This window comes from Kitasatospora sp. NBC_01302 (assembly GCF_035976515.1).
Lineage (GTDB): Bacteria > Actinomycetota > Actinomycetes > Streptomycetales > Streptomycetaceae > Kitasatospora.
In genome coordinates, this window is sequence record NZ_CP108404.1 from 2,464,093 (window position 1) to 2,480,932 (window position 16,840).

Annotated in this window: 14 protein-coding genes; 4 read left to right on the plus strand and 10 right to left on the minus strand. The window is 74.9% G+C overall.

Features of this window, described 5'->3' with window-relative positions:
* Positions 1 to 68: 68 nt before the first annotated feature.
* The 3 genes from OG294_RS10310 to OG294_RS10320 are packed head-to-tail and all read right to left on the minus strand — an operon-like array spanning position 69 to position 3,981.
* Positions 69 to 1,436 (minus strand): 3-deoxy-7-phosphoheptulonate synthase class II, encoded by a 1,368-nt coding sequence (locus OG294_RS10310; RefSeq protein ID WP_327066164.1) that lies wholly within the window; start codon positions 1,434 to 1,436, stop codon positions 69 to 71.
* The gene (locus tag OG294_RS10315; protein ID WP_327066165.1) at positions 1,433 to 2,884 is read right to left on the minus strand and encodes an aldehyde dehydrogenase family protein; all 1,452 of its coding nucleotides are present in this window, start codon (positions 2,882 to 2,884) and stop codon (positions 1,433 to 1,435) included. The genes OG294_RS10310 and OG294_RS10315 overlap by 4 nt, the downstream gene beginning before the upstream one ends.
* Positions 2,884 to 3,981: an AMP-binding protein gene (locus tag OG294_RS10320; RefSeq protein WP_327066166.1), complete on the minus strand. Its 1,098-nt coding sequence runs from the start codon at positions 3,979 to 3,981 to the stop codon at positions 2,884 to 2,886. The genes OG294_RS10315 and OG294_RS10320 overlap by 1 nt, the downstream gene beginning before the upstream one ends.
* Before the next feature lie 422 nt (positions 3,982 to 4,403).
* On the opposite strand from OG294_RS10320, the gene OG294_RS10325 reads away from it, so the two are divergent.
* From OG294_RS10325 to OG294_RS10340, 4 genes are all read left to right on the plus strand, one after another.
* A complete protein-coding gene (locus OG294_RS10325; RefSeq protein WP_327066167.1) occupies positions 4,404 to 4,889 on the plus strand; it encodes a carboxymuconolactone decarboxylase family protein in 486 nt (161 codons plus the stop codon).
* A 128-nt stretch (positions 4,890 to 5,017) separates the two neighbouring features.
* Complete coding sequence (locus OG294_RS10330) at positions 5,018 to 5,575, plus strand: hypothetical protein (RefSeq protein WP_327066168.1); 558 nt, start codon at positions 5,018 to 5,020, stop codon at positions 5,573 to 5,575.
* Positions 5,572 to 6,741 carry an FAD-dependent monooxygenase gene (locus tag OG294_RS10335; RefSeq protein WP_327066169.1) on the plus strand — a complete coding sequence of 390 codons (1,170 nt, stop codon included), beginning with the start codon at positions 5,572 to 5,574 and terminating at the stop codon, positions 6,739 to 6,741. Before OG294_RS10330 ends, OG294_RS10335 begins: the two co-directional genes overlap by 4 nt.
* A 70-nt stretch (positions 6,742 to 6,811) precedes the next feature.
* Positions 6,812 to 7,564, plus strand: coding sequence for a polysaccharide deacetylase family protein (locus OG294_RS10340; RefSeq protein ID WP_327066170.1), 753 nt, complete (start codon positions 6,812 to 6,814; stop codon positions 7,562 to 7,564).
* On the opposite strand, the gene OG294_RS10345 is transcribed toward OG294_RS10340, so the two are convergent.
* From OG294_RS10345 to OG294_RS10375, 7 genes are all read right to left on the minus strand, one after another.
* Positions 7,533 to 8,519: a ParB/RepB/Spo0J family partition protein gene (locus tag OG294_RS10345; protein WP_327066171.1), complete on the minus strand. Its 987-nt coding sequence runs from the start codon at positions 8,517 to 8,519 to the stop codon at positions 7,533 to 7,535. The two genes, OG294_RS10340 and OG294_RS10345, sit on opposite strands and share 32 nt — an antisense overlap.
* A gap of 98 nt (positions 8,520 to 8,617) precedes the next feature.
* A complete protein-coding gene (locus tag OG294_RS10350; RefSeq protein WP_327066172.1) occupies positions 8,618 to 9,670 on the minus strand; it encodes a class I SAM-dependent methyltransferase in 1,053 nt (350 codons plus the stop codon).
* A complete protein-coding gene (locus tag OG294_RS10355) occupies positions 9,663 to 10,784 on the minus strand; it encodes an alkene reductase (protein WP_327066173.1) in 1,122 nt (373 codons plus the stop codon). Before OG294_RS10355 ends, OG294_RS10350 begins: the two co-directional genes overlap by 8 nt.
* A 109-nt stretch (positions 10,785 to 10,893) precedes the next feature.
* Positions 10,894 to 12,846 carry an FAD/NAD(P)-binding protein gene (locus tag OG294_RS10360; protein ID WP_327066174.1) on the minus strand — a complete coding sequence of 651 codons (1,953 nt, stop codon included), beginning with the start codon at positions 12,844 to 12,846 and terminating at the stop codon, positions 10,894 to 10,896.
* A complete protein-coding gene (locus OG294_RS10365) occupies positions 12,843 to 13,535 on the minus strand; it encodes an O-methyltransferase (protein ID WP_327066175.1) in 693 nt (230 codons plus the stop codon). The genes OG294_RS10360 and OG294_RS10365 overlap by 4 nt, the downstream gene beginning before the upstream one ends.
* Before the next feature lie 117 nt (positions 13,536 to 13,652).
* Positions 13,653 to 16,193 (minus strand): AMP-binding protein, encoded by a 2,541-nt coding sequence (locus OG294_RS10370; RefSeq protein ID WP_327066176.1) that lies wholly within the window; start codon positions 16,191 to 16,193, stop codon positions 13,653 to 13,655.
* Positions 16,180 to 16,839 (minus strand): thermostable hemolysin, encoded by a 660-nt coding sequence (locus OG294_RS10375; protein ID WP_327066177.1) that lies wholly within the window; start codon positions 16,837 to 16,839, stop codon positions 16,180 to 16,182. Before OG294_RS10375 ends, OG294_RS10370 begins: the two co-directional genes overlap by 14 nt.
* Position 16,840 lies beyond the last annotated feature (1 nt).

A 16,840-nucleotide genomic window follows, 5' to 3' on the forward strand; every position in this document is an offset into this window, starting at 1 on the left:
CACGCGGCTTTCTGACGGGTCACGGGTGGGGGTGGCCAGGGGAGCGGGGTGGACCGAGGGCGCCGGGGTCAGCCCCGGGCGAGCAGCTCGGCGATGGTGCGGGCCGCAACCATGGCCTGGTTGTTGTTCAGCCGGGGGTCGCAGAGCGTGCGGTAGGCGCGTCGCAGCCCTTCCTCGGTGCTGGGGCCGCCATGCCCGAGGCACTCGGTCACCTGGTCGCCGGCGATCTCCAGGTGCACCCCGCCCGGCCACCGGCCGGCCCGGAAGAGCACCTCGAAGAAGCCGGTGATCTCGGCCAGGATGTCGCTCATCAGCCGGGTCTTGAGCCCGCCGGCGGCGGTGACGGTGTTGCCGTGCATCGGGTCGCAGGACCACACCACCCCGTGCCCCGCGTCGGCCACCGCGCGCACCAGCGCGGGCAGCCGGTCGCGGACCTGTCCGGCGCCGAACCGGGTGATCAGGGTCAGCCGGCCGGGACGGCGGTGCGGGTCGAGCCGGCGGCACAGCTCCAGCAGGTCCTCCGGCGTGGTGCCGGGACCGATCTTGCAGGCCACCGGGTTGGCGACCTGGGCGAGGAAGGCCAGGTGGGCGCCGTCCAGTCGACGGGTCCGCTCGCCGATCCAGGGCAGGTGGGTGGAGAGCAGGTAGTGCTCGCCGGTGCGCGAGTCGCGCCGCACCATCGCCTGCTCGTAGTCCAGCACCAGCGCCTCGTGGCTGGTCCACAGACCGGTGCGGCGCCAGCTGCCGTCCAGCTCGACGGTCTGGCCGTAGCCCTTGAGCACCGAACGCAGCGTGCCGTCCCAGGTGGTGGTGGGCACCGCCAGGGTGCTGAGCGTGCCGGCCGGCTCGTGCCAGGTGCGCGGCAGCAGGGCGGAGGCCGTCTCGTGGGCGATCAGGTGCAGCTCGTTCAGCACCGCGCGGGCGGTGTGATAGGCCGTCAGCATCCGGCGCGGGTCGGCGGTCCGGGCCTCGGGGTCGGCGGCGAAGCCGTTCACCAGGTCGCCCCGGTAGACCGGCAGGACGCCGCCGGGGTAGCTCTCCTGCGGCTTGGAGCGGGGCTTGGCGTACTGGCCCGCGATCCGGCCGACCGTGAGGGTGGGCAGTCCGGCGTGCCCGCTGAGCAGTTCGCCCATCTCGCCGATGATCCGGTGCTTGCCGCGGACGGCCGCCAGGCCCGGGGCGCCGATCGGCTCGGCGCAGTCGCCCGCCTGGAGCAGGAAGGAGCGACCGGCGGCGACGTGGGCCAGCGCGGAGCCGAGCCGGCGCACATCGGCCGGGGCGGTCAGCGCGGGCTGCAGGGCGAGCTGGTCCTGGACCTGGGCGGCGGCCGAGGGGTCCGGCCAGGACGGCTGCTGGTCGGCGGGCAGGTTGCGCCAGTCGGTGGTCTGCGGCGGGCTGACGACCGGCTGGGCGATGGTCAGCTGCGGGGTGCTCACTGGGTCACCTCGGCGGTATCCGGGTCGGCGGCGGGGGCAACTGCCGCGAGCAGGCCCTTGGGTTCGAGCAGGAACTGGGCGAGACTGCCGTCGTGCGGGGTCTCCGGCGGGCCGGCCCAGGGCTTGGCGCGGCCGGTCACCACCTTGCGCACCGAGGGTTCGCGCAGCACGGCTTCGGCGAGTGCCGCGTGCTCGCCCTGCAGGCTCACCACCAGGGACTCGCGCAGCGGTCGCACCCCGTCCACCGCACGCCATGGCGCCACCACGACGAAGGGGAAGCCGAGTTCGGTGCCGGCCGGGGCGGCTGCGGGGCCGTCCACCGAGAGGACCAGTGGGCGCAGCACGGTGCTGCCGTCGCCCGCCTCGGCGAGCGGGGAGCCGCCGTAGCGGTGGGTGCTGTGGTCACGGGCGCCATGGGCGGTGATCACCTCCGTCAGGTAGTCGGCCAGCGCCTTGGCGTCGGCCGCGCCGACGGCGGGCAGCGCGGCCCGCTCGTCCAGCACCGGCAGCACCGCCAGTGCGGCGAGCCGTTCGGCCAGCGCCTCGGCCAGCGGGGCGGCCTCGCCGCTGGTCAGGACGAGCGAGATGTTGTTGCAGCGCACCCCGCCGTCGTCGGCGATCCACTCCACCAGGTCGGCGAGCAGCCCGTGGTCCAGCTCGGCGCCCGCCGGGACCAGCACCTTGCTGCGGCCCGGGCCGCGTACCAGCACGTCGTTGCGGGTGGCGAACCGGGCGGCGGCGGCCGGGCCGCCGTAGACCAGGCCCAGGTCGGCCTGCTCCAGCAGGTGTTCGCCGACCTCGTGGCCGCCGGGCAGGAAGGCGAGGGTCTGCGGGTCCAGGCCCGCCGTCAGCAGCGCGGCGGTCAGCCGGCGCGGGGTGAACGGGTCCCGGCTGCCCGGACGGACCAGCACCCGGGCGCCCATGGCCAGCGCGCGCACCCAGCTCACGTTCGGCTCGGGGTGGTTGTTGGGCACCACCGCGGCCAGCACCGCACCGCGCGGCACCCAGTGCGTGCGGTAGCCGGGCCGCACGACGGGCTCCGGCAGCTCGGCGCGGGTCAGCCGCTCGACCATGCCGAGCGAGCCGCGGATGGTGTCGATCGCGCGGGTGATCGCCGGGCCCGGGGTGCCGGTGGCCAGCGCCACCCGGCGCCGGTACTCGGCCGGCGACTCGCCGTCCAGCTCCGCGGTGGCGAACAACTCACCGGCGGCGGCGAACAGTTCCGGGCTCGGCGGCGCGGTGTCGGCCGCCGCCCTGATCCGGTTCAGGGCCGCCTGGGCGAGCAGGCGCGGGGCGAGCCCGACCGAGGCGAGCGGCGAACCGTCGACCGCGGTCAGCTCGGTGCGGTCCCGGCTCGCCACCTCGCGGCCGGCGATCACGGGGTTGACGACGGGAGGGGAGGCGGTGGCGGGAGTCGGCGGGGAGGCCGAGGGGGAAGGCGTGGTCATCAGTAGACCCCTTCGATCGCGGCGGGGGCGTTCTCGGTCTTCAGCGGGGCGATGTCGGCCAGACCGTCCACGTCGTCACCGGCCGCCGGGCGGACCCGGATCGCGGTGTCGCGCTCCAGCACGTTGGGCAGGAACAGGTCCTGGCTCAACTGGTGCACCAGCACCCGGCCGCGCTCGCCGTAGGCCACCTCGCCGCCGCTCTGCGGGTCGACCAGCTCGACGATCGACTGCGGAACGTAGGGGCGGAAGACGCACGGGTACGGGTCGCCGTCCTGGCGCGGGCGCTGCGGGGCGATGCCCATCAGGGTGTTGCCGTAGATGGCCGCCACCTTGGCGTTCGGGAAGAAGGTCTCCTCGATCTGGTGCAGCGACTCCGGGCTGATGCTGGTGCCCGCCCAGAGGATGCCCTCCAGCGAGCCGGCCAGCTTGTCGTAGAGCGCCGGGCGGGCGCAGAGGGCCTCCAGCACCGGCGGGGTGATGAAGAGCACCTTGATGTTCTGCGAGGCGACCACGAGTTCGACCTGGTCCAGCAGGTACTCCCGGTACTCGGCGGCCAGTTCGGTGCGCCCCGAGCCGATCAGGTGCTTGACCCAGCGCGGGTCGAAGTCCAGCGTGAAGGTCATCGCCCCGCGCAGCTCGGCCAGCCGCCGCACGGTGCGGCCCACCACGTGCGGGCCGGTGGGGCCGACGTGCAGCCAGTGGCCGCGCTCGGGGAAGCCGTGGGCCGCGAGCACCTCGCTCGTCCAGTCCACGTTGCGGGTACGGGCGGTGGCGTCCACCACGCGCTTGGGCGCGCCGGTGGTGCCGCCGGACTCGAAGACCTCGAAGGTGCGGTCCACCAGGCCCTCGGGGATCAGGTCCTCCACCGGGACGTGGCGCAACTCCTCGCTGACGTCGGGGAACCGGCGCAGGTCGGCGACGGTGGTGATGTCGGTGAGCGGGTCGAAGCCGAGGCCCGCCGCCTTGCGCAGCCAGAACGGCGAGCCGGTGGCCGGGCTGAAGTGCCAGGCCAGGATGGAGCGCAGGTGCTCGTCGGTGGTGGCGGCGGGGTGCTGCCGGTCGGTCTTCGGATGCTCGACGCTTGCCAGCTCAGTCATGTACGTCCAACCGTTTCGTCAATCGGTCCCGGTGGCCCGGCGGGCGGCGGGACGACGGCATTCCGGGGCGTTCAGGCGTTTCCGTGGCGTTCAGGCGTTCCGTGGCGCTCAGGCGTTTCCGTGCCCTGCAGACGCCAGGTGGCACGGCGCCGGTCGGGTGCGGCACTCGGCGGGCCCGAAGAGCGGGCAGGGGGTGCCGGCGACGGGACCGGGGTACGGCCGGGCCGCGCCGCGGCAGCGGAGACCGGCCCTGGGGATCGCTCCCTCGGACCGCTCCGGCCTGTCGGTGAATTTATCTTTTCCGCGAGACACCTTGGCTGTCAAGCAGGTTCCGGGCGATCGACCGCCTACCGGGCGGCACCGTTCAACTGCCCACGAAGCCGGCTGGGCCGGGCCGCCGGGCCGTGCCTAGCATCGGCGGCATGACCACCTCCCCCGGCGCCACCGAGCGCCTGAATCTCCGTCAACTCTCCTCCCGCACCTACGCGGCGATGAACCGCCTGGCCGGCACCGCCGCCGAGGCCGCCGAGCAGGCCGGCCTGGAGAAGCCGCTGCTCGAACTGGTGCGGATCCGCGCCTCGCAGATCAACGGCTGCGCCTACTGCCTGGACATGCACGCCAAGGACGCCCGCCACGCCGGCGAGACCGAGCAGCGCGTCTACTCGGTCAGCGCCTGGAGCGAGACCCCGTTCTACACCGAGCGCGAGCGCGCCGCGCTGGAGCTGACCGAGGCGATCACCCTGATCCACGACGGCCACGTGCCGGACGCGGTCTACGACAAGGCCGCCAAGGTCTTCGGCGAGGAGCAACTGGCCCAGCTGATCTGGGTGATCATCGTGATCAACAGCTACAACCGGGCCGCGATCACCCCGCGCCTGGTGCCGGGCGGCTACACCCCCGGTGCCTGACGATCCGTCAGCACCGCTGCTGCGCCCACCATCACGAGGGCCGCCACTGTCCGCCTCCGGCGCGGTGGCGGCCCGTCCTGTCCGCCGTCCTGTGCGCCGACCTGTCCGCCGATCGGAGAGACCCCGCCATGCCCTCCACCACCACCGCGACCGGGATACCGGCGCACGCCTTCGCCGACCCGTTCACCCGCCGCCTGCTGGGCCGGACGGCCTCCACCACCGCGCAGTTGGAGGAGCGGCTGGGCACCCGGCTGCGGCTGCGGCTGATCGACCAGCGGCTGGTCGTGCCGGACCCGCCCGCCCAGGAGGCCCATCTGGTCCGGCGCACCGAACTGCGGACCCCCGAAGGGCTGGTCGTCTCGCGCAACCTGGTGCTCGGACGGCTCCCCGAGCAGCAGGAGCTCACCGAGATCGTCACCGGGCTCACCGAACCGCTGGGCCGGGCGCTGGCCGCCCACGGCATCACCGAGCACCGCACCCCGCTGGGCGTCTCGCTGAGCCGCTGGCCGGACGGCACGACGGCGGTGCGGCGGCGCTACCTGCTGCGGATCGGGCAGGAAGCCCCGCTGTACGTCCTGGAGTTGTTCAACCCGGCGGTGGTCCCGGCGACGCCCGCCGACAGCACACCCGACGACACCACGCCTGCCGACACCACGCCCGCCGACACCTCGCGGTGGGCCGCATGAGCGCCGTCGCCGCCCCCGGACCCCTCGCCGTGGTCGGGGCCGGGCCGGTCGGCCTGAGCGCGGCCCTCGCCGCCCACGCGCTCGGCCTGCCGGCCGTCCTGCTGGAGGCGCAGCCCCGCGCGGCCGCCGCCGCCCGCCCCGGCAGCCGGGCCATCTTCGTGCACCGGGCCACCCTGGAGCTGCTGGAGCGGATCAGCCCGGGGCTCGGGGAGCAGATCGCCGCGCGCGGGCTGGTCTGGCGCACCAAGCGGACCCTGTGGGCCGGGCGCGAGGTGCACGCCCGCAGCTACCGCCCCTCGTCCGCCGCACCGCCGTTCACCAGCCTGCCGCAGACCGTGGTGGAGGACCTGCTGCGGGCCGCCTGCGACCGCGCGGGCATCGCCCAGCACTGGGGCGACCCGGTCGCCCGGGTGGCGTCCGAGAAGGGCGGCGTGCGGCTGCGCACGGCCGGCGGCGTGGCGCACGAGGCCTCCCACGTCATCGCGGCCGACGGGCCGCGCTCCACCGTCCGCGCCGAGGCCGGGCTCGCGCTGCGCGGCAGCACCTCGGCCACCGGGTTCGTGGTCATCGACGTCGCCGACGCGGCGGGGCTCGCCGAGCCGGAGCGGATCTTCCACTACCGCCACCCGGCCGTCGGCGGGCGCAACGTGCTGCTGGTCCCGTTCCGCGGCGGCTGGCGGGTGGACGTCCAGTGCCGCCCCGGCGAGGACGGCGGCCGGCTGATCGACGAGGCGCCCGACTGGCTGCCCGGCGTGCTGCCCCAGCTGCCCGCGCACGAGGTCACCTGGTCCTCCGTCTACCGCTTCCAGCAGCGCCTGGCGAGCGCCTTCACCGACCGCCACCAGCGGATCCTGCTCGCGGGCGAGGCCGCCCACCTGCTGCCGCCGTTCGGCGCACGCGGCATGAACTCCGGCATCGCCGACGCCGTCGCCGCCGCCCGGGCCGTCCACACCGCCACCGTCCCCGCCTACGCCCTGGCCCGCCGCGCCGCCGCCCAGCAGAACATCCACGCCGCGGCCGGCGCCCTCGACCACCTCCTCGCCGCCCGCCCCCGCCGGCGCGCCGCCCAGTGGGCCGCCGCGGCGGCAGCCCCCTGGTGGCCCCGGGCCGGCCGCTGGCTGGACGCGGCGCCCTACGGACCCCAGCTGCGCGCAGTGACGTACTGAGCCGCCACGCCTGCAGCAACCTCGGCGCGGCTGATCACCGAGGCGGACCGGGGCCGCACAGAATGGTCGGATGCGACTGACCCCCCGTCCGCTGACCCGCCGTCACTTCCTCGCCACGGGCGCCACCGCGCTGCTCGGCCTCGGGGCCGTGGCCCGCCCCGCCGCCGCGCAGGCGCGCTCGGCCCTGGAGCCGGAGACCGAGGTCGATGCCGGACCCATGGTGATGGCCCTGACCTTCGACGACGGCCCGAGCCCGCAGTACACGCCGCAGGTGCTGGACCTGCTGTCCGACTACGACGTCAAGGCGACGTTCTTCGTCTGCGGCGACAACCTCGGGCTGTACCCGGACGTACTGCGCCGGATCGTCGCTGAGGGCCACACGGTGGGCAACCACACCTGGTCCCACCCCTACCTCGAGGACCTCTCCGAGGACGAGATCCGCGACGAGATCCAGAGCACCCAGGACGCCGTCGCGCACGTCATCGGGAAGGCGCCGGTGCTGTTCCGCGCCCCCTACGGCGTGTTCACCGACGACACGCTGGCGATCTGCGGCGACCTCGGCCTGCGCCCGATCTCCTGGTCGGTGGATCCGGAGGACTGGGCCAACCCCGGCACCGACACCATCGTCCAGCGGGTCCTCGACGGCGCCGCCACCGGGGCCATCGTGCTCGACCACGACGGCACCGACGGCGGCGACGACGACCCCGAGCCCGGCAGCGGCGGCGACCGCTCGCAGACGGTGGAGGCGCTGAGCCGCTACCTGCCGCAGCTGCTCGACGACGGCTACACCTTCACCACCCCGGACGCCCACCCGCCGCGCTAGCCGCCGCGGACTCCGCCTGCGCGAAGGACTCCCAGCCGCGCGCGCACGCGCGGGCCAGCTCCGCCACCGCCCGGGTGCGGTGCGCCGGGACGGTGGCGGCCAGGGCGGACCAGTCGGCGCCGGGCAGCAGGGCGACACCGAGCAGGCGCAGCAGCTGGCGGCCCCGCTCGGTGTGGCGCAGGGCCGGGTCGCGGCAGAGGTTGCGGTGCAGCGCGGCGAGTTCCTCGGCCGGCGGGGCGGGCGGCGGTGCGGGCGGCGCCGGAGCGGGTTGCGGCGCCGCGGTGCCGGCCTGTTGGGGCGGGACCGGGTCCTCGCCGCGCTGCAGGCGGTCGCGGACGTCGCGGACGGTGGCGGGGGCCAGGCCGGTGCGGCGGGCGACCTCGCGCAGCGAGACGGTCGGCGAGCCGGTCAGCAGCCGGCCCGCCTCGCGGCGGCTCTGGGCGGTGTTCAGCGGGCGGACCTTGCCGTCACGGCCGATCCGGGCCGCGGGCTGCGCCTCGGGCGCGGTGCGGCGCAGGCTCGCGACGGTGTGCGCGGACAGGCCGGTGGACGAGGCGATGGCGCGGTCCGACCAGTGCGGGTGGGAGGCGAGGATCCGCTCGGCGGCGGCGGAGCGCTCGGCGAGCGTGAGGGCCAGCCCGTGGCTGACGTTGGACTCCACGGCCAGCACGAAGGCGTCGTCCGCGGTGCCGTCGAAGAACCGCGCCTCGATGTGGCTGCGGCCCCGCAGGTGGGCCGCGCGGACCCGGTGGGTGCCGTCGATGATCCGCATCGAGGGCCGGTGCACCGTGATCGGCGGCAGCGCGCCCTCGGTGGTGCTCAGCGCGCGCAGGTGCCCGGCGTCCTCGGCGACGGCACGCGGCGAGTCGGCCGGGCGCAGCGCGGCGATCGGGAGCAGCTGGACCGCGCCGACGGGTGCGGCGGGCGGCAGCGCGTGAACGGGCAGGGCGGTCATCTCCGGTTCCCTCCAACGGGGGTGGGCAACTGCATGGAACGCGCAGTTGCCCACCGAAATTGCCTCAGCGCTCCAGCTGGTTCAGCGCTCCGGCTGGTTCAGTGCTCCAGCTGCCGCAGCAGGTCGAGCACCGCCGCCACCGCCGGGTCGAGCCCGTCGGCCTCGACGACCGGCAGGACCGCGGCGAGCAGGCCCGCCAGCCGGCCGCCGTTCTCCCGCGGGAAGGCCTCGGAGCCCTCCCAGAAGACGGCGCGCAGGGCGGCCACCGTCAGCAGGCCGGTGCCGGCCGAGGCGGTGACCAGGCGTCGGGCCAGGGTGCGCTCCAGCTCGTTGGGCGCCCAGCTGCCGCCGGCCAGGTCCTCGGCCAGCCGGCCGGCCGCGGCCAGCAGGGCGGCGGAGTCCGGGCTCGCCGCCCGGGTGCCGACCAGCAGGCCCGGCACCGGGTTGGCCCGGTAGTTGTCCCAGAAGGCGTCGCCGAAGCGGGCCACGGCCTCGGCGGGCACCTCGGGCCGGTGCCAGTCGAAGGACTCGAACCCGGCGGCGGCCAGGCAGCGGGCGAAGGCCGCCCGGGTCCAGCGCGAGGTGGTGATGGTGGAGGTCTCGGTGCCGATCAGGTCGGTGACCAGGACGCCGCGCTCGCCGTCCCGCTGCTCGCCGACCACCCGCAGGCCGTACTCGTCCCAGCGCGGGCCGGCCGGGTCGAACTCCGGCCACACGGCGACGGCGACGAACCGTCCGCCGGGGGCCAGGTTGCGGTGGATGCCGGCCAGCATCCGGGTCAGCTCCTCCTCGGTGGTGGCGTAGTTGAGCAGCCACACCGCGCTGACCAGGTCGAAGCTGCCCAGCCGGGGCAGCTCGACGGCGTCGGCCGCCTGGTAGGAGATGCCGAGCGGCCGTTCCCGCTCCAGGTCGCGGGCCAGGTCGACCATGACCGGCGAGAGGTCGACGCCGAGCACCTCGGCCGCGCCCGCCGCCTTGATCAGCCGGGTGTAGTGGCCGTGCCCGCAGGCGAGGTCCAGCACCCGGGCGCCGTGCAGCTCGCCGAGGTGCTTGAGCACGTTGTGCTGCTCGGGGCCGGCCAGGGGGGCGGTGTCCTTGAAGTCGGAGTACCGCTCGCCGATCGCCGCATACTGGTCGGTCTGCTCACTCATGGTGGGTGGGGCCCTTCTGTACGAGGTCGTGCCGGGCGAGGTCGGTGTAGCCGGTGGCGCCACCGTCGTGGAAGGTGTCCGGGTCCGGGGCGGCCGGCGCCACGCCCCACCGGATCCGCTCCGCCAGGTCGGGGTTGGCGGCGAACAGGCGGGCGAAGCTCACCGCGTCCGCCTCGCCCGCGTCGAGCCGGGCGAGCGCGGTGGCCGGGTCGGTGGGGTCGTCGCCGGTGAACGGGTTGACGATCAGTGCGCCGCTCCAGCGCTCGCGCAGCAGGCGGGTGAGCTTGGGGTCGGGGCCCTCGATCACGTGGAGGTAGGCGTACGGCTCCCCGCCCTGCCCGGCGCCGAGCCGCTCGGCCAGCAGGCCGTAGCTGTCGGCCGGGTCCAGCTCCAGGATGTCGTTGTAGCCGGACCCGGGCGACAGCCGCAGCGCCGTGCGCCCGGCGCCGACGACGCCGGCCACCGCCCGCACGGCCTCCACCGCGAACCTGATCCGGTTCTCGGCGGAGCCGCCGTAGGCGTCGGTGCGCTGGTTGGCGTTGTCGGAGAGGAACTGGTGGATCAGGTAGCCGTTGGCGCCCTGCAGCTCGACGCCGTCGAAGCCGGCCCGCAGCGCCGCCTCGGCGGCTGCCGCGTAGTCGTCCAGGGTCTCGGAGATGTCCACCCGGGACATCGCGCCCGGCTCGACGGTCGGCACCAGGGTGTCCGGGGTGATCCGCGCGTCGCTGGCCGCCGTCACCGCCGAGGGCCCCAACGGCTGGACGCCGTGCGGCAGCAGGCTGGGGTGGGCGATCCGCCCGTGGTGCGCGAGCTGCACCACGATCCGTCCGCCGGCCTGGTGGACTGCCTCGGTGACCGCGGCCCAGCCGGCGATCTGCGCGGCGGTGTGCAGACCGGGCTGACCCACCGGGCCGTGGCCGGTGGGGCTGATCCGGGCGCCTTCGGTGATGATCAGGCCGGCCGAGGCGCGTTGGGCGTAGTACCGCGCCATCAGGGCGGTCGGGACACCCGCCGCGTCGGCCCGGTTGCGGGTCATGGGTGCCATGACGACGCGGTTGGCCAGCGCCAGCGCTCCGGCGGTCAGCGGGGTGTGCAGGGTGGGCGAGGAACTCATGGGGTCTCCGTGCTGGGCGAGGTCGAAGGGATGAGGGAGTGAACCGTGGTGGTGGCCGGGCGAGTCGGCCGGGCTTCATGTCGGCTCCCCGGTCAGGTCCGCGTGCTGGTCACGCCCGCGCCTCGGCGAGCGGTGCGGCGACCGAGGCCCGGACCAGCGAGGCCAGCGCGCTCGCGATCGCGTCGGAGTCGCCCAGCGTCACGGAGTTGACGCCCGGCCGGATCCCGGCGGCGGTCGCCCAGTGCACCGACTCGGTCGGCACCCCGTAGGCGAAGCGGCGCGGATGCGCCCGCCCGCGCGCGTCGAGGACGTGGTACGGGCGCGGGGTGACCGCGACCCCGCCGGTCTGGTGGCCGGGGACGCCGTCCAGCCCGGGGATCCGGTAGGGGGCGATCTGGCCGGTGGCGAGCAGCTGGGCGAGCAGCGGGTCGGCGGTGCGGCGCAGGTCCGGCTCGGGCAGCCGGGCCTCGATCAGCACCCGGGCCGCGACCGTCCCACCACCGGCGCCGAGTGCACTGGCCAGGAAGGTTCCTGACGCACCGTCTGCTTCGACGGCCAGGTCCGGGCCGAGCACCTCCAGCACCCCGGCCTCGATCAGCGCGATCATCTCGGCGATCCGCGAGGCGGGCGGGCCGATCGAGAGGAAGGCGTTGAGCGGGGTGTACCAGCGGTCCAGGTCGCCGCGGTGCGAGGCGCCGTGCAGGCCCGCGTGGTCGACCGCCAGCCGGATCTCGTTGCGCAGGTCGCGCAGCACGTCCAGGGCGGCCTTGACCGGACCGCTGACGTTGCCCTGGGCGGCGTTCGCCAGGTCACGGCCGAGGTAGTCGAGCAGCCAGCTGCGGTACTCGGCGGCGGAGGCGAACTCCCGTCCCTGGTACGGGCGGGCGATCAGCTGCCAGTCCCAGCGCTCGGCGGCGGGCACCGCGAAGGCGTCCAGCACCGCCTGCTGCTCGGCCGCGGTCCCGGCCGTCAGGTAGCGCTCGGCCAGCGGCCCGGCCTCGGCGGCGCGGCCCGCCCGGCGCAGCAGCGCCTCGTAGTAGACGCTCTCCACCTCCCGGGCCACCAGCGGCCAGATCTCGGCGCGGAAGTCCACCGGATCGCCCGCCGCCGCGCGCTTGCGCAAGGCGGTGACGTGCTCGACGGTGAGCAGCCGCGGGTAGTAACGCCCGTGCGGTCCCTTCTCGTTGGCGCCGCGCGAGTGGTAGGGCACGCCGCGCCGGGAGCCGGCCACCAGCCTCGGCTCGCGGCCCGAGGGCAGGTAGACCAGCCGGCCGTCCCGGTGCTCGAAGCGGCCGCCGCGGCCCTGGGTGAGCAGCGTCAGGTGGTCGAAGAAGTTGAGCCCGAGGCCGCGCAGCAGCACCGTCTCGCCGGGCACGATGAAGGACAGGTCCAGGTCGGCAGGGTTGGCGGGGGTCAGGTACGCCAGGCCGTGGGTGTCGGCGAAGGCGGTCAGCCGCCGCTCGGTCTCCCCCGGGCGGGCGGCGGTGTGGCCGAGGGCCAGCACCACGGCGGACAGGTCCGACAGCACGGTGCCGTCGGCCAGCCGCAGCCGCTGGGTCTCCCCCGTGTCGTCCAGCGCCACCGCGCGCGAGGCGTGCACCTGCACGGTGACCCCGGCCGGGGCGGTGCCGCAGACCCGGTCGAAGGCCCAGCGCAGGTAGCGCCCGTAGAGCGCGCGGGTCGGGTAGTCGTCGGGGCCCAGCCGCTTGGCCTCGGCCAGCACCTCCTCGGTGCTGCTGGCGAAGGACTCGTCCACCGGCCCCATCAGGGTCAGGAACCGGGCCCACTCGTAGAGGCTCGGTCCGGGCAGCACCGGGCCGGCCAGCTCCACCGAGTCGTCGGTGAAGACGGTCACCTGCGAGGCCACGGTGTTCATCAGCAGGTGCGGGCTCTGGTCGGTGCGCCAGACCGCGCCGGCGCCCGGCGGGTGGGGGTCCACGATGTGCACGGTGACGTCGGCCCCGCCCTCGCCGGAGGAGAGCTGAGCGCAGAGCCGCTCCAGCACGGAGAGCCCGCGCGGCCCGGCGCCGACGATGCACAGCTGTGCGTGCTGCCCGCTCATCCCGCGTCCCCCGTCCAGGTGGTGAGCTCGACGCCGTCGCCGAGCGGCAGTTCGACCGAGACGTAGCCGCGGGCCGGGTCGCGGATCCAGGCCAGGAACTCCTGCGGCAGCATCGGCAGGTTGTCGGAGACGATCACCGTGCCGGGGCGCAGCAGCGGCTCCAGCACGGTGAGCACCGGCAGGTAGAGCTCCTTCCAGCCGTCCAGCAGGACCAGGTCGACCGGTCCGGCCACGGTGGCCAGCGTGTCGCGGGCGTCGCCCGCCAGCACGGTCACCCAGTCGGCCAGGCCCGCCTCGGCCAGGTTGGCGCGGGCCTTGGCGACCTTGCTCCCGTCGAGTTCGGTGCCGGTGAGGTGGCCGGCGCCGTTGTCGCGCAGCGCGGCGGCCAGCTGGATCGCGGAGGTGCCGAAGGAGGTGCCGAACTCGACCACGGTGCGCGGGCGCAGCATCCGCGCCAGGGTGTAGAGGAACTGGCCGGTGCTCGGGTGCACGGGCAGCGAGGCGTCGGCGCACAGCGCGCTGGTCTCGGCGGGGGTGGGCGGGGCGGCGAGCTTGGCGGCCTCGGCGAAGGCGTTCGCCATCGCGCGCTGGTCGCCCTGGCGGGCGTCGGCGTAGAGCCGGGCGAGCACGGAGCTCACGGTCGGGTCGTCGAGGCCGAGGGCGCCCGGTCGTGCGGGCAGGACGGACATCTGGTCTCCCGGTTCCGGGTTCGGGGCCCGCCGCCCGCGGTGGGGCGGGCGGCGGGCCGGGCAAGAGGACGATCGAGGGGGCGGGCGGGCAGGAGCGCGGAGCGGTGGGGCGAGCGGTCAGGCCTCGTCGGTCGCCAGCAGCTCGCGGCGCAGGTAGCTCTGTGCGTTGTAGATGGTGCGGGCCGGGTCGGTGATGGCGCGCCGGCCGTGCATCACCCGGGTGTTGTCGACCAGCACGACGTCACCGTCCTGCCAGTCCAGCTCCTCGGTCAGCTCGTCGGTGAGCTCCTTGAGCCGCTCGACCAGCCCGGCGGGCAGCTCGCTGCCGTCGGCGAAGGTGATGGTCGGCTTCTCGTAGTTGAAGGACGGGCCGAAGATGCTGTTCGCCCAGGAGAGCCGGGCGCCGAACAGGGTGGGGCGGGCGGCGGGGGTGCGGAAGGCGTAGTGCACGGCGCCGTCCGGCAGTTCGGTGACCGTGGTGCCCTCGCCGCCGACCGCGGCCAGCTGCTGGAAGTCGGCGAAGGTGACCTCCTCGACGGTCTTGACCCCGCCGAGCTGGTGCACCACGAACTGCCGCCACTTGGCCTCCTCGACCCGGCGGGCGTAGACGATGTCCTGGGCGAAGGCGGCCCGGTCGGCCTCGGTGGCGGCGTCCCAGACCCGGTAGCCGTCGCAGACAGTGGTCTGCGAGCCGGAGGCGGCGGCCTTCTCGCAGAGGAACCAGGTCAGGTCGGGGATGAAGGGGCTGTTGCCGTTCTCGATGTGCAGGCCGAGCTCGTCGGTGCCGGCGTCGACCTTCTGCGCGACGTCGCCGCCGTGGAAGGAGCGGGCCGGGTCCAGGGTCACCCGGTCGGAGTGCTGCTTGACGAAGAGCGAGAAGTCCTCGATCGAGGGGTCGAAGCCGCGCAGCACCAGGAAGCCGGACTCGGCGAGCAGGTCGATGGTCTGCCGCGGGTCGAGGTCGGCCAGGGTGGTGCGGCCCGGGGCGGGCTGGACGAGCTTGCCGGTGCCGGTCCCGTAGGGCCGCACGTCCGGTCGGGTGGTGGCCATGGCTGTCCCCTTGTCGGTGTCGGGTGTGGTGGTGCCCCGGGTGCTGGGCCGGGTGGTCGCCAGCAGCGCGAGGTCGGCGGTGATCGCGGCCCGCACCGGTCGCCCGGTGACGGTGAAGTAGCGGCGGTAGCCGTCCTGGTCGGCGCGGAGCAGGTGGACTTCCGCGACGCGTTCGACCGCGGACAGGTGCTCGGCCCCGAAGGCGGTGATCGCGTCCGCGGCCTCGGCCGGGTCGGTGGCGGGGTCGATGACGAACAGGCCGTGCAGCGCGGGCAGGTCGTTGCCGACTACGCCGACGGCGCGCACGAACGGGAGCCGGGCGAACTGCGCCTCGACCCATTCGGGGGCGATGTTGCGCCCGGCGGCCGTGATGATGATGTTCTTCTTGCGTCCGGTGATGGTCAGGTAGCCGTCCTCGTCGATCGCGGCGAGGTCGCCGGTGTGCAGCCAGCCGTCGACGACGGCGCAGCTGGAGGGGTCGGGCCTGGTGTAGCCGGCGAACAGCGAGCTGCTGGCGACCAGCAGTTCGCCGTCCTCGGCGAGCCGGACCCGCACGTGCGCCAGCGGGCGGCCCACCGTGCCGATCCGGCGCGCCGCCGGGGTGTTCCAGCTGACCACCGAGCTGTTCTCGGAGAGCCCGTAGCCCTCGTGGACGGCGATCCCGTGGCCGTCCAGCTCGTGCAGCGTGTCGGGGTGCACGGGCGCACCGCCGCAGCAGATCAGCGGGGGCTGCTCGGTGCCGAACAGGGTCCGACTGACCGGCAGTCCGGCCCGCCGGGCGCGCCCGGCGGCGTCCGCCAGCGCGGCGGCCAGCGCCGGGGTGGCGACCACGGCGGTGGGCCGGGCGGCGGCCAGCTGCGGCAGCGCGCTCTCCACCGCGCCCGCGCTGGTGCCGACCAGTGCGGAGGCGGGCGGCAGCAGGGTGACGCAGCCGCCGTCCAGCAGCACCAGGTAGAGGCCGGTGACCTGTTCGATCAGCAGGCTGAACGGGACGAGCGAGAGGTAGGCGCTGAACGCCCTGGCGGGCATCGCGGTGTGCAGCGAGTCGATCAGCGCGCCGATGCCGGCGGCCCGGATCCGCACGCCCTTGGGCCGCGAGGTGGTACCGGAGGTGTGGATGATCTTGCAGATCCACTCCTCGTCCGGCTCCTCTTCCGTCCGGCCGTTCGGCGCGGTCGGCTCGTTCGGGTACCACGGGGTGGACCCGCCGTCGAGCGTGGCCAGCACCACCCGGCAGCCCGAGGGCAGCACCGCGCCCAGGCCCCACTCGGCGAGCCGGGCCGCACCCTGCGCGTCCACCAGGCAGAGGTCCGCGGATTCGAGCAGCCCGGCGGCCTGCTCGCGGCTGAAGGCCAGCGGCACCGGGATCTCGGTGGCCCGTAACGCGAGCAAGGCCAGGTCGGCGACCACGAATTCGGGGGTGTTGCCGCAGATCACCCCGACCCGCAGGCCCGGTGCGAGTGCGAGGCGGTCGGCCAGTGCGCGGGCCGCCCGGGTGATCTCGCGGTAGCTGTGCCGGGCCACGGTCGCCCCGTGCTCGTCCAGCACCCGCACCAACGGCCGCTCGCTCTCCCCGAATTCACTCAGCGCCTGGTCAACGGCCCGCACCGCCGACCACCTCCCTGGGTGCGCTCGCCTCGGCGAGCAGTCCGACCTCCGGGTCCAGGAACGCGTAGCGTCCGGTGGCCTCGGCGAACAGCGGTGCCAGGGCGCGCAGTTCGATGAAGCCGGTCTGCGGCCGGCCGGCGTAGTAGCTGCCCCAGGCGTCGCGCTGACCGGGCTGCAGCCGCTCGGGGTCGGCCACGCCCAGCGGGGTGAAGGTGATCCCGACCCGCTGCAGCGCGGTGCGCAGGTAGTCGGTGACGGTGCACAGGATGTACTCCATGCCGATCGACCAGGCGATGATGGGGGTGAGCCGGATCATCTCCCGGCCGGCCCCGCCGTGCCCCGCCAGCGGGCCGATCTCGATCACCCGGGAGCGGTCCACCGGGACGCCCAGGCGCTCGGCGATGGCGGTCTCGACCGGGACGTCCAGATAGCGCTCCGAGAAGAACGGTGTCCCCGAGGCGTAACTGCACCCGGCGCAGCCGGCGATCCGGCGCACGCCGTCCGCGGCTTGGGTGGTGGCGACGATGAAGGCGTCGGGATCGGGGCTGACGATCGCCCCGTAGGTGTTGGCGTAGGTGGTGCGGACCAGCTCGCCGGCTTCCAGCCAGTGAGCGGAGTTCCGGGGCACCACGGTGATTTTCAGCAAG

Coding starts and splice junctions, on each gene's coding strand:
- OG294_RS10355 (WP_327066173.1), bottom strand. CDS start 10,784: ATGAGTTCCTCGCCCACCCTGCACACCCCGCTGACCGCCGGAGCGCTG.
- OG294_RS10340 (WP_327066170.1), top strand. CDS start 6,812: ATGCGACTGACCCCCCGTCCGCTGACCCGCCGTCACTTCCTCGCCACG.
- OG294_RS10345 (WP_327066171.1), bottom strand. CDS start 8,519: ATGACCGCCCTGCCCGTTCACGCGCTGCCGCCCGCCGCACCCGTCGGC.
- OG294_RS10360 (WP_327066174.1), bottom strand. CDS start 12,846: ATGAGCGGGCAGCACGCACAGCTGTGCATCGTCGGCGCCGGGCCGCGC.
- OG294_RS10365 (WP_327066175.1), bottom strand. CDS start 13,535: ATGTCCGTCCTGCCCGCACGACCGGGCGCCCTCGGCCTCGACGACCCG.
- OG294_RS10320 (WP_327066166.1), bottom strand. CDS start 3,981: ATGACTGAGCTGGCAAGCGTCGAGCATCCGAAGACCGACCGGCAGCAC.
- OG294_RS10335 (WP_327066169.1), top strand. CDS start 5,572: ATGAGCGCCGTCGCCGCCCCCGGACCCCTCGCCGTGGTCGGGGCCGGG.
- OG294_RS10315 (WP_327066165.1), bottom strand. CDS start 2,884: ATGACCACGCCTTCCCCCTCGGCCTCCCCGCCGACTCCCGCCACCGCC.
- OG294_RS10350 (WP_327066172.1), bottom strand. CDS start 9,670: ATGAGTGAGCAGACCGACCAGTATGCGGCGATCGGCGAGCGGTACTCC.
- OG294_RS10330 (WP_327066168.1), top strand. CDS start 5,018: ATGCCCTCCACCACCACCGCGACCGGGATACCGGCGCACGCCTTCGCC.
- OG294_RS10325 (WP_327066167.1), top strand. CDS start 4,404: ATGACCACCTCCCCCGGCGCCACCGAGCGCCTGAATCTCCGTCAACTC.